Below are 12,309 nucleotides of genomic sequence, written 5' to 3' on the forward strand. Positions count from 1 at the left end.
ATGGCAAAACTCGACGGCAAAGTCGCACTGGTCACCGGTTCCGGCCGTGGCATCGGTCAACAGATCGCCCTGAAACTGGCGAGCGAAGGCGCGCGCATCGTAATCAACGACCTGGACGCCGACCCGGCCCATGAGACGGCAGAACTGATTCGCAAGATGGGCGGTGAAGCCGCTGTCTGCCACGGCAACGTCAGCGCCCCGGACTTCGGGGACCGCTACATCAAGACCGCGATGGACAACTTCGGCAGCATCGACATCATCGTCAACAACGCCGGCTACACCTGGGACGACGTGATCCAGAAAATGAGCGACGAGCAGTGGTACGCGATCCTCGACTGCCACATGACCGCGCCCTTCCGCATCCTGCGTGCCGCCTACCCGATCATCAAGGCCCAGGCCCAGGCCGATGCGGTGGCAGAGCGCGAAGTGTTCCGCAAAGTGGTGAACATTTCCTCGGTCTCGGCGCTCAATGGCAACGCCGGGCAGATGAACTATTCCTCGGCCAAGGCCGGTGTGATCGGCATGACCCGCGCGCTGGCGCGTGAATGGGGGCGCTTCAAGGTCAACGTCAACGCGGTGGCCTTCGGCTTCATCGAAACCCGCATGACCAAGGCTGACGCCCATGCCGGCGCCACCGTGAACATCGAAGGCCGTGACATCCGCGTCGGCATCAGTCCGGAAGCCGCCAAGTCGTTCGCCCAGCGCAACCCGCTGGGCCGCCCGGGCACTGTGCAGGAAGCGGCGGATGCGGTGTACCTGTTCTGCTCGCCGGAGTCGAACTACATCACGGCGCAGACCATCGCCGTGGCCGGCAACCTGCAATAAACGCCTGACACCCTCCCCTGTAGGAGCTGCCGCTCCTACAGATCAGGTCGGCTCGTAGGTCGCCTCGCTGAAAGGGCAAAGTGAATATCTGGCATCAGTTCATCGCGGCCAGCTTGTTGCCGCCACTGTCCCACCCGCCTCCCAGTGCCTTGTAGATTGCCACGATCCCCCGATACTGATCGACCTCACCCTGGGCCTGGGCATCCTCTGCATTCAAGCGCTCGCGCTCGGCATCGAGCAGCACCAGGTAATCGACAGAGCCTTCCTTGTACTGGACTGCGGCCAGACTGGCCGCCGCGCGGCTCGACTCACTTTGCTTGATTAGCGAGAGCAGCCGCTGTTGGCGTTTGCCATAGTCGCTGAAGGCGTTCTCCGATTCTTCCAGCGCCAGCAGCACTTGCTGCTCAAAGGTGGCCAGGGCGCCTTCGGCGTCGGCATTCGCGCCGCGGATGCGCGCACGTACGCTGCCCAGGTCAAAGGCCGCCCAGGTGATGCTCGGGCCCAGGCTCCAGGCGCGGGCGGCGCTGGAGCCGATTTGCGAACCGCGCCCGGCGGTGAAGCCCAGGAAGCCGCTGAGGCTGACCCGTGGAAACAGGTCGGCGGTGGCCACGCCGACATCCGCCGTCGCCGACGCCAGCCTGCGCTCGGCCGCCAGCACATCCGGACGCCGCTGCAGCAACTCGCCGGGGTCGCCGATCGGCAGCGCCTTGGCAATGGCCGGCAGGTCTGCCGGGCTCAGTGACACGCTCAGTTGGTCCGGGCGTTCACCGAGCAAGGTGGCGATGCGATTTTTCTGCCGGACCTGCTCCGCTTGCAGTTGCGGCACGCTCGCCTCCACCGCGGCCAGGCGCGCATCGGCGCGCACCACGTCGAGTTCGTTGCCGACCCCGGCATCGCGCAGGCTTATGGTGACGCTGCGCGAATCGCTCTGGTTCTTCAGGTTGGCCAGGGCGATTTTTTCCCGCAGTTGCGCGCCGCGCAGTTGCCCGTAGGCGTCCACCAGCTCGGCGATCATCGACACCCGCAGCTGATAGAGATCCGCCGCGGCAGCGTCTTCCCGCGCGTCGCTCGATTCGAGCTGACGCTGGATGCGCCCGAACACGTCGATCTCCCAGGCCATGTCCAGCCCCAGGTCGTAGCGCTCCAGATTGACCCGGTGCTCGGTCTGCCCCGGCACCTGCGCGCGCCCTTGCTCACTGCTGACGCGGCTGGTGACCACCGGCAGGTTGTCGTTGCTGACGTCGTCACGAATGGCCCGGGCCGCCTTCCAGCGGGCAAACGCCACGCGCAGGTCGCGGTTACCTTCCAGGGACTTGCTCACCAGCTGGTTCAGCGTGGGGTCGTCGAACTGCTGCCACCACAGGCGCTCGAAACGCGCCTGATCGTAGTTGGCCGCTTTGGCATAGACGCTGACCGCTTGCGGGGTGTCGGGGGTCTTGTAGTCCGGCCCGACCGTGCACGCCGCCAGTGCCGTCACCAGGAGACTCGGCAAAAACAACTTCAGGGCTTTCATGGTTGCACCTCCAGGTTCAGCGCATTGGCATGTTTGCGCGTTTGCTTGCGTTCGATGTAGCGGCGTATCAGGACAAAGAACACCGGTGTCAGCAGCAGGCCGAAGAAGGTCACCCCGAGCATCCCGGAGAACACCGCGACGCCCATGGCCCGGCGCATTTCCGAACCGGCACCGGTGGAGGTCACCAGCGGCACAACGCCCATGATGAATGCGAACGAGGTCATGAGGATCGGCCGCAGACGCATGCGGCACGCGTCGAGCACGGCGTCCAGCGGCGACAGGCCCTGGGCCTGCCGGTCCTTGGCGAACTCGACGATCAGGATCGCGTTCTTACATGCCAGGCCCACCAGGACGATCAGGCCGATCTGGGTGAAGATGTTGTTATCGCCCCGGGAAATGATCACCCCGGCAATCGCCGACAGCAGGGTCATCGGCACGATCAGGATCACCGCCAGCGGCAGGCTCCAGCTTTCATACAGGGCGGCCAGCACCAGGAACGCCAGCAGCACGCAAAGCGGGAATACCAGCAGCGCGGTGTTGCCGGACAGGATCTGTTGGTAGGTCAGGTCGGTCCACTCGTAGGTCATGCCGTTGGGCAGTTCTTCCTTGAGCAGTTTCTCGATGGCTTTCTGGGCCTGGCCGGAGCTGTAGCCGGGGGCAGCACTGCCGTTGATTTCCGCGGTGACGAAACCGTTGTAGTGCGAGACCCGGTCAGGCCCCGACGTCGGGCTGACCTTGACGAAAGTCGCCAGCGGAACCATTTCGCCGCGATCGTTGCGCACCTTCAACTGGCCGATCTGCTCCGGCTCCTGGCGGAACTGTTGCTCGGCCTGCACATTGACCTGGTAGGTGCGGCCAAAACGGTTGAAGTCGTTGGCGTACAGCGAGCCCAGGTACACCTGCAAGGTGTCGAAGATATCGTTGATCTTCACGCCGTGAGTCTTCGCCTTCTCCCGGTCGATGGCCGCTTCGACTTGCGGCACGTTGACCGTGTAGCTGGTGAACAGGTTGGCCAGTTCCGGGATGCTACGGCTCTTGGCGATGATATTCATGGTCTCTTTGTACAGCTCGTCATACCCCAGGTTGCCGCGGTCCTCGATCTGCAGGCGGAAACCCCCGATGGTGCCCAGGCCTTGTACAGGTGGTGGAGGGAATACGGCGATGTAGGCGTCCTGGATGTCGCCGAACTTGGCGTTGAGCGACGCGGAAATCGCCCCGGCGGACAAGCCCGGGTCTTTGCGCTCATCGAACGGGCGCAAGCCGATGAAGGCGATACCGGCGTTCGGGCTGTTGGTGAAACCGTTGATCGACAGTCCCGGAAAAGCCACGGCACTGTCGAACCCCGGCTCGTTCATGGCGATGGTGCTCATGCGGCGGATCACCGATTCGGTACGATCCAGGCTCGCCGCATCCGGCAACTGGGCAAAGGTCACCAGGTACTTCTTGTCCTGGGTCGGTACGAAGCCGGTCGGCGTGGTGCTGAAGCCCATGTAGGTCATGGCGATGAGGCCGGCGTACACCAGCAAGGCCACGCTGCTGCCACGAATGATCCTGGCCACGGCAACCACGTATCCATGGCTGGCCTTGTCGAAAAAGCGGTTGAAGGGTTTGAACAGCCAACCGCCCAGCATTCGATCCAGCACTTTCGAGAAGCGGTCTTTCGGCGCGCCGTGGGCCTTGAGCAGCACCGCCGCCAGCGCTGGCGACAAGGTCAGGGAGTTGAAGGCCGAGATCACCGTGGAGATGGCGATGGTCAGGGCGAATTGTTTATAGAACTGCCCGGTGAGGCCGGAAATGAACGCCGCCGGCACGAACACCGCGCACAACACCAGCGCCGTGGCGATGATTGGACCGGTCACCTCGCCCATGGCTTTCTTGGTGGCCTCGACCGGCTCCAGGCCCGATTCAATATTGCGCTCGACGTTCTCCACCACCACGATCGCGTCATCGACCACGATGCCGATGGCCAGCACCAGGCCGAACAGCGACAGCGCGTTGAGCGAGAACCCGAGCAGGTGCATCACGGCAAAGGTGCCGATCAGCGACACCGGTACAGCCACCAGTGGAATGATCGAGGCGCGCCAGGTCTGCAGGAACAGGATGACCACCAGCACCACCAGGACCAGGGCTTCGAACAGGGTGTGGACCACCGCCTCGATCGAGCTGCGCACGAAAATGGTCGGGTCGTAGACGATCTCGTAGTCCATGCCTTGCGGGAAGTTTTTCTTCAGCTCGGCCATCTTCGCCCGCACCTGATCGGAGATGTCGATGGCATTGGAACCCGGGCGCTGGAAGATCGGCATGGCCACCGCTTCCTGGTTGTTGAGCAAGGCCCGCAAGGCGTATTGGTTGGACCCCAGCTCGACCCGGGCAATGTCCTTGAGGCGGGTGATCTCGCCGTTCGGACCACTGCGGATGATCACGTTTTCGAACTCTTGCTCGGTGACCAACCGGCCTTGGGAATTGATCGACATCTGGAAACTGGTGGCATTCGGCGCCGGCGGCGAACCCAGCGCACCGGCTGCCACCTGGCGGTTCTGCTCGCGCACCGCGTTGACCACATCAGTGGCGGTCAAGTTGCGCGAGGCGGTCTTGTCCGGATCGAGCCAGATACGCAGGGAGTAGTCACCGATACCGAACATCTTCACGTCACCGATGCCGTCCAGGCGCGACAACTCATCCTTGACGTTGAGGATCGCGTAATTGGACAGGTACAGCATGTCGTAGCGTTTGTCCGGCGACACCAGGTGCACCAGCAAGGTCAATTCCGGCGAGGCCTTGTCCACGGTGATGCCGATGCGCGTCACTTCTTCCGGCAATTTCGGCTCGGTGCGGGTCACGCGGTTCTGCACCTGGACCTGGGCGTTATCCAGGTCGGTGCCCAGGGCGAAGGTCACGGTCAGCGTCAAGCGTCCGTCCGCCGTCGACTGCGAGGACATGTACAGCATGTTCTCGACGCCGGTGATGGCTTGCTCCAACGGGGCCGCCACGGTTTCGCCGATGACCTTGGGATTGGCCCCCGGGTAGTTGGCGTGGACCACCACGGTCGGCGGCACCACTTCAGGGTATTCGCTGATCGGCAGCTGGAACAGCGAGAGGGCGCCCGCGATCAGGATCAGCAGCGACAGCACAGCGGCGAAGATCGGCCGCGTGATGAAGAACTGTGAGAATTTCATGTCGGTGCTCCCTTATCCGCGCGGGCTGACAACCGCATCCGTTTTCACCAGGGCCGGTGCTTTGACGGAGGCGGAGGATGGGCTTGCAGGTTGATTGGCCGCCTCGACGGCCTGGCGTTGGCGGGTCAGTGTCGCCACCGTTTGCGGGTCGGCCATGGGCGCGTCCTGCGGGGCGACCACGGCACCGGGACGGACCCGCTGCAGGCCGTTGATGACGATCCGGTCATCTTTGTGCAACCCGCTGCGCACGATGCGCAGGCCTTCAAGCTTGGGGCCCAGGTCAACGCTGCGGTACACCGCCTTGTTGTCCTGATCGATGACCAGCACGAACTTCTTGCCAAGGTCGGTACCCACCGCCTCGTCCTTGATCAGCAGGCCGGCATAGGCGGCGCTGCCCACCAGTTTCAGCCGGGCGTACAACCCTGGCGTGTATTGGCCGTCGGCATTGTCGAACACCGCGCGACCGCGGATGGTGCCGGTCTTGGGATTGACCTGGTTGTCGATGAAGTTCATCTGCCCCAGGTGATCGTTGCCCTCTTCGTTCGACAGGCCCATGTACACCGGCGTGCTCTGGCCACGCTGGCCCTGGCGGGAGAGCTGGCCGTACTTGAGGAACAGGCGCTCGTCGGCATCGAAGTAGGCATAGACCTTGTCGGTGGAGACCACGCTGGTGAGCGGCGTGGTGTCGGCGGTGACGATGTTGCCGGCGGTAATTTCAGCGCGGCTGACACGGCCGCTGATCGGCGCGGTGACGCGGGTGAAGCTCAGGTTCAGCCGCGCCAGATCGAGCTGCGCCTGAATCGCATCGACACCAGCCTTGGCCTCTTGCGCGGTGGTTGTGCGGGTGTCGGCCAGTTCGGCGGAAATGGCATTGCTGCCGAGCAAACGCTGCCCGCGCTGCGCTTCATTGGCGGTGCGCAGCAGCGTCGCCCGGGCTTGTTGCAACTGGGCCTGGAAACGCTCGACCTCGTGCTCGAAGGGCCGCGGATCGATCTGGAACAGCAGGTCACCTTTGTTGACCAGCGCACCATCGGTGAACGCCACGCGCTCGATCTGCCCTGACACCCGTGGACGGACCTCGACGGTTTCCGGGGCTTGCAGTCGTGCGGTCACTTCATCCCACTCGGTGATCGGCTGCTCGATGACCTTGGCCACAGTCACGTGAGGCGCCCCCGCTACCTTGACTACATCGGGTGCCCGATCGCAAGCGGCAAGCATCGTGAGTGCCAAGGCGGCAATTGGATAACGCAGAGGTTTGAGTGACTGTTCCATGGGGTGTCCGCCTGACGGTGATCGGCATTGATGATAGTCATCATGTATAAGGGCAAAAAAAAGGGATTTGGCCCTCACACATTTGCGCCAACAATATATGATGACTATCATAATTACTAGCCTCTCAGTGACGACTTGCCAAGTGCCATTCACACCGGCCACAGGAGCACCCCATGAAAGTGACGAAAGACAAGGCCGCGGCCAACAAGGAAGCGATCCTCACAGCCGCCTCCCGGCTGTACCGCGAGAAAGGGATCGACGGGATCGGCATCGGTGAACTGTCCCGTTCGGTCGGGCTGACCCACGGCGGGTTCTACGGCCAGTTTCCAGGCGGCAAGGAACAGCTGGCTTGCGAAGCCGTCAGCAGGACATTCGAGACCAACATCCGACAATGGCAAAACGCCAAATCGATTCCTGAGCTGGTCCAGGGTTATCTGACCCAGAAGCACTTGGACAACTGGACCGAGGGCTGCCCGATTCCCGCCCTGGCAACCGACGTCGCGCGTACCGGCGGCGCGGTCAGCCAGTCCTTCACCAAGGGCATCGAACGCTTGATCGAGATACTGATGCCACTGGTGGAAGGCGCAAGCCAGGAAGCAAAACACCAGGAAGCGTTGCGGGTGATTGCCTCTATTGCCGGTGCCATGCTCGTCGCGCGGGCCTTGGATAAACCGCAGCTGTCCCAGCAATTCCTGACCTCGGTGATCGATGCATGGCCGGGGTCATTGTAGGGGTCAAACCGTGGTTTGCACCGCCACCGCCTGTCGTCCCTTGAACGCCAGGGAAAAACAGAAAAAGATTGCCAGGGCAAACCCGGCCGGGAACAGCCAGATGCTTTTCCAGTCATGGTCGCCCGCCGTCGCAGCGTAGTGGTCGGTCACCTGCCCCGCCACCCAGAAGCCGATCAGCATGCCCAGGCCGTAGGTCGCCAGGGTGATCAAGCCCTGGGCGGAACTCCTGAAGCGCTCCGATGCCTTGGCGTCGGTGTAGATCTGTCCGGAAACGAAGAAGAAGTCATAGCAGATGCCGTGCAAGGCGATGCCGGTGAACAGCATGAAAGCCAGGTCGCCGTTGTTGCCGTAGGCGAACAACAGATAGCGCAAGGCCCAGGCAAGCATCCCCACCAGCAGCGCAAGCTTGATCCCGAAGCGCTGGATGAACAGCGGCAGAAGCAGCATGAACAGCACTTCGGAAACTTGCCCGATGGCCATTTTCGCCGTGGGGTTGGTCACACCGATTTCCGCCAGGAACGGGTTGGCATTCTGGTAGTAGAACGCCAGCGGAATGCAGATCAGGATGGAGGCGATGAAGAACACCAGATAACTGCGATCCTTGAGCAACCCCAGGGCATCCAGCCCGAGCATCTGCTTGAGGCCGCCGCTCGATTCGCCTTTGAGCGGTGCAGTGCGCGGCAAGGTGAAGCTGTAGAGACCCAGCAGCAGTGACGCAACCGCCGACATCAGGAAGGTATTGCGCAACCCGCCCGACGAAATCGCCGCTCGTGAGTCCCAGGCAAACACGAAGCTGATCACCACGCCGGCGACGATCCAGCCGATCGTGCCCCACACGCGAATGCGCGAAAACTCCAGCGCCGGGTCGCTCATCTGGCGGAACGCGACGGAATTGACCAGGGCCAGGGTCGGCATGTAGATCATCATGTAGACCAGCACGAATGGATAGAAGGTGCTGAAGTCCGGCGCGCGATACAGCTGATACAGCAACACCGCGCCGACCAGGTGCAACACGGCGAGAATGCGCTCGGCGTTGAAGAAGCGGTCGGCGATCAAACCGATCACGAACGGCGCGATGATCGCCCCCCATGACTGGGTCGAGAACGCCATGCCGATCTGCCCGCCAGTGGCGCCCAGACTGTTGGTGAGAAAGGTACCGAGGGTGACGAACCAGCCACCCCAGATAAAGAACTGCAGGAACATCATTGCGCTCAGTCGCGCGGTCATCGTGGTCATGACAGTCACCGTTTTATTGTTGTTTTGGTGCGAGAGAAGTGGGTTCAGGCGTCGGGTAGCCCCAACAATCGTCGATTGAAAGCGGCGTCGGACGACACGCTGGCGAAATCGTCGAAGGCTTTTTGAGTCTTGCTGATCATGTGTCGCTCGATGAACGCCGCCCCTTCTGCGGCGCCCTGGGCGGAGTCCTTCAGGCAGCATTCCCACTCCAGCACGGCCCACCCGGCGAAGTCGTATTGGGTCAGTTTGCTGAAGATCGATTTGAAGTCGATCTGGCCATCGCCCAATGAGCGGAATCGCCCCGGCCGCTCGACCCAGCCCTGATAACCTCCGTAGACACCGGAACGGGCATCGGGCCGGAACTCGGCGTCCTTGACGTGGAACATGCGGATGCGCTCGTGGTAGCGATCGATGAAGCCCAGGTAGTCCATTTGCTGCAGCAGCAGGTGGCTCGGGTCATACAGGATCGCCGCACGGGGATGGTGATCGACCGCCTCCAGGAAGCGCTCGAAGGAAGCGCCGTCGTGCAGGTCTTCGCCGGGGTGGATCTCGTAGCACAGGTCGACGCCGGCCGCTTCGAAACAATCCAGGATCGGCAACCAGCGCCTGGCCAGTTCGGCAAAACCTTGCTCGACCAGGCCACTCGGGCGCTGCGGCCATGGGTAGAGGTAGGGCCAGAGCAGCGCGCCGGAAAAGGTCGCGTGGGCTTTGAGGCCCAAGCGCTGACTGGCGCGTGCGGCGAGCTTCAATTGGTCGATGGCCCAGTCGGTACGGGCCTGGGGTTGGCCGCGCAGGTGTGCCGGTGCGAAGTCGTCGAACAGACTGTCGAACGCCGGATGCACCGCCACCAGTTGGCCTTGCAGATGGGTCGACAGTTCACTGATTTCGACGCCTGCCCGGGCACAGACCGCTTTCAGTTCATCGCAGTAATCCTGGTCTTCGGCGGCGCGCGCAAGGTCGATGAACTGCGTGCCCAAGGTCGGCAACTGGATGCCCTTGTAACCCTGGGATGCTGCCCAGTGGGCGATGTTGGCCAGGCTATCGAAGGGTGCTTGGGCGGACATGAACTGCGCGAGGAAAATCCCCGGGCCACGCATGCCGGTTGTAGTCAGGTCGGTCATGGAAGTCTCCAGAGTCATGGGGTGCAGACCAGTTCGGTCCACTTGGCGTCGCCACGATGGTTGGCGATCACGGTTTCGATGAACGCCATGCCGCGCAGGCCGATGTCGATCCCCGGCACCCCGGGAGCATCGTGCCCCGTCACCCCGCCACGGATGGCGCGGGCAAAATCGCCGTAGAGATTGGCCATGGCCTCGAGATAGCCTTCGGGATGCCCGGCCGGCAAACGCATGCGCTGGCTGGCGGCTTCGCACAGCCACGGCTGGCCGACACCGGAGCGCAGGATGCGCATGGGTTGATCAAGGGCACGGTGGACCAGGCTCGCGGGTTCTTCCTGCCGCCACTCCAGAGCGCCCTTGTCGCCGTAGACGCGGATTTTCAGCGGGTTTTCTTCACCGGCGCAGACCTGACTGGCGATCAACACGCCGCTGGCGCCGCCGACCATCTTGAACAACATCGATGCGTCATCGTCCAACTGACGGCCCGCGATGTGCACGCCCAACATCGCGCACAGGTGCTCGATCGGTTGATCCGCGACAAACTCGGCCAGGGAAAAGGCATGGGTGCCGATATCACCGATGCAGCCGCCCAAACCGGACTGCTCAGGGCTGTCACGCCATTGCGCCTGCTTGTTGCCCTGCCCCGCCACATCCTGGCTGAGCCAGCCCTGGGGGTATTCGACAATGACCTTGCGCACCGCACCGATCACGCCGCTGCGCACCATTTCGCGCGCCTGCCAGACCATGGGATAGCCCAGGTACGTATGGGCCAGGCCGTATAGGCAGCCACTGCGTTCGATCACGTCCCTGAGTGCGAGCAGTTCGGCGAGGTTCAGCGCCGCTGGCTTTTCACTGAACACATGAAAACCTGCGCTCAACGCCTGGCTGGCAACCGGGGCGTGCAGGTGGTTGGGGGTGACGATTACCAGCAGCTCCATGCGCTGCCCGGCGGGCAAAGCGCGCTCGGCCTCGAGCATCTGCTGCCAGTCGCTGTAGCAGCGCGCGGCCGTCAGGCCCAATGCTGCGCCAGTGTTCCGATTATTCTGTGCATCACGACTGAACGCGCCGCACACCAGTTCAAAACGGCCATCAAGGCCGGCGGCCTGGCGGTGGGCTTGAGCAATGAATGCGCCCTCGCCGCCCCCGACAAATCCCATTCTTATTTTTGGTACTGCAGCGTTCATCGCAATGTTCTCTGTTTGAAGCGGGCTTATCAGACTAAAATCCCGGGCATGATGTAACCGGTTACATCGTGGCGGAAATTTAGGCTCAGTTTCGATGCCTGTCAAACCCGGTATTAGAATCCATGAACATTTCAGCGCAGGACTAACTGGGTTAAGCTCGCCGCCCGCGCGGTTCGATAACGAGGTGATCTTGTCCAATATCCGTGAAGTAGCCCGGCTGGCTGGCGTCTCGGTGGCCACGGTGTCCAGAACCCTGAAATCGCCTGAGCGTGTGCTCCCCCAGACGCGGGACAAGGTCAACGCGGCGGTGGAACAGGCCGGCTACAGGCCGAACCTGATGGCGGTGCAGTTCCGCTCGCGCCGCACCGGCAACCTGGTGATCCTGGTGCCGGCCATCGCCAACACTTTTTTCGCCCGGGTCATCAGCGGCGCGCAACAGGCGGCCCAGGCGGCCAACTATCGGCTGCTGCTGTGCGACACCCAGGGCCGAGAAGAGATCGAACGGGAATTCGCCGAGCTGGTGTACAACCACCAGGCCGACGGCGTGATCCAGTTGCGCGCGTACGACCCGTTCGAGGCGCCCTTCCCCAACACCGAGCTGCCACCCATCGTCAACGCGTGCGAGGTGATCCAGGGCGGCCGTCATCCGACCATCAGCCTGGACAATCGCGCGGCCGCCAAGGCCATGACCGAACACCTGATCGAACTGGGCCACCGCCGGATCGGCCTGATCAAGGGCCCCAAAAGCAGCCCGCTGACCCGCGATCGTGTGGCCGGTTATCAGGATGCCTTGCGTCAGGCCGGTATTGATTGCGACCCGGCGCTGATCTGCCATGGTGATTTCAGTCTGAAGGCCGGTGATGTCGGCGCCGCCGCCATGCTGGACCTGCCCGAGCGTCCCACTGCACTGTTCTGCGAAAACGATGAAATGGCCATCGGCGCGTTGAAACGCATCAAGCAACAGGGCTTGCGGGTGCCCGAGGACATTTCGCTGGTGGGTTTTGACGACATTCCCTTCGCAAAGTACTGCGACCCACCGTTGACGACCATCGCGCAACCCGCCGAAGTCTTCGGCCAGAAAGCCGTCGAGATGTTGATTGCGCTGATCGAAAAGAAACCGCTGGTACAGCGGCATGTGGTGTTGCCGTTCGAACTGACGCTGCGCGGTAGTACGGCGGTGGCGCAACAGACAAATTAGAAGACCACTGACACCGCTTTCGCCAGCAGGCCACTCCCACAAGAGGGTCTGTGTCG

Annotated in this window: 9 protein-coding genes; 3 read left to right on the top strand and 6 right to left on the bottom strand. The window is 62.6% G+C overall.

Features of this window, described 5'->3' with window-relative positions; translation table 11 throughout:
• Window positions 1-825 (top strand): SDR family NAD(P)-dependent oxidoreductase, encoded by an 825-nt coding sequence (locus tag ACYP2Q_RS17865; protein ID WP_459731721.1) that lies wholly within the window; start codon window positions 1-3, stop codon window positions 823-825.
• 94 nt (window positions 826-919) lie between these two features.
• Here ACYP2Q_RS17865 and ACYP2Q_RS17870 read toward each other — a convergent pair whose 3' ends face one another.
• From ACYP2Q_RS17870 to mexE, 3 genes are read right to left on the bottom strand one after another with little or no spacing between them, the layout of a single operon-like run.
• On the bottom strand, window positions 920-2,338 hold the full coding sequence (locus ACYP2Q_RS17870; RefSeq protein ID WP_459731722.1) for an efflux transporter outer membrane subunit: 1,419 nt from the start codon (window positions 2,336-2,338) through the stop codon (window positions 920-922).
• Window positions 2,335-5,514 (bottom strand): efflux RND transporter permease subunit, encoded by a 3,180-nt coding sequence (locus ACYP2Q_RS17875; RefSeq protein ID WP_459731723.1) that lies wholly within the window; start codon window positions 5,512-5,514, stop codon window positions 2,335-2,337. The genes ACYP2Q_RS17870 and ACYP2Q_RS17875 overlap by 4 nt, the downstream gene beginning before the upstream one ends.
• A 12-nt stretch (window positions 5,515-5,526) precedes the next feature.
• Window positions 5,527-6,786, bottom strand: coding sequence for a multidrug efflux RND transporter periplasmic adaptor subunit MexE (gene mexE / locus ACYP2Q_RS17880; protein WP_459731724.1), 1,260 nt, complete (start codon window positions 6,784-6,786; stop codon window positions 5,527-5,529).
• Window positions 6,787-6,959: 173 nt separating this feature from the next.
• On the opposite strand from mexE, the gene ACYP2Q_RS17885 reads away from it, so the two are divergent.
• Window positions 6,960-7,517 (top strand): TetR/AcrR family transcriptional regulator, encoded by a 558-nt coding sequence (locus ACYP2Q_RS17885; RefSeq protein ID WP_459731725.1) that lies wholly within the window; start codon window positions 6,960-6,962, stop codon window positions 7,515-7,517.
• 3 nt (window positions 7,518-7,520) lie between these two features.
• Here the strand turns inward: ACYP2Q_RS17885 and ACYP2Q_RS17890 are convergent, their stop codons facing one another.
• Genes ACYP2Q_RS17890 through ACYP2Q_RS17900 form a run of 3 tightly spaced genes read right to left on the bottom strand, consistent with a single transcriptional unit; the run spans window position 7,521 to window position 11,055 of the window.
• The gene (locus ACYP2Q_RS17890; RefSeq protein WP_459731726.1) at window positions 7,521-8,753 is read right to left on the bottom strand and encodes a nucleoside permease; all 1,233 of its coding nucleotides are present in this window, start codon (window positions 8,751-8,753) and stop codon (window positions 7,521-7,523) included.
• A 44-nt stretch (window positions 8,754-8,797) separates the two neighbouring features.
• Window positions 8,798-9,850 carry a sugar phosphate isomerase/epimerase family protein gene (locus ACYP2Q_RS17895; protein ID WP_459731795.1) on the bottom strand — a complete coding sequence of 351 codons (1,053 nt, stop codon included), beginning with the start codon at window positions 9,848-9,850 and terminating at the stop codon, window positions 8,798-8,800.
• A gap of 38 nt (window positions 9,851-9,888) precedes the next feature.
• Window positions 9,889-11,055 carry a Gfo/Idh/MocA family protein gene (locus ACYP2Q_RS17900; protein ID WP_459731727.1) on the bottom strand — a complete coding sequence of 389 codons (1,167 nt, stop codon included), beginning with the start codon at window positions 11,053-11,055 and terminating at the stop codon, window positions 9,889-9,891.
• Window positions 11,056-11,245: 190 nt separating this feature from the next.
• Between ACYP2Q_RS17900 and ACYP2Q_RS17905 the strand changes: the two genes are divergently transcribed.
• Window positions 11,246-12,253: a LacI family DNA-binding transcriptional regulator gene (locus ACYP2Q_RS17905; protein ID WP_459731728.1), complete on the top strand. Its 1,008-nt coding sequence runs from the start codon at window positions 11,246-11,248 to the stop codon at window positions 12,251-12,253.
• Window positions 12,254-12,309 lie beyond the last annotated feature (56 nt).

The sequence above is a fragment of the Pseudomonas sp. MHK4 genome (genome assembly GCF_054600775.1).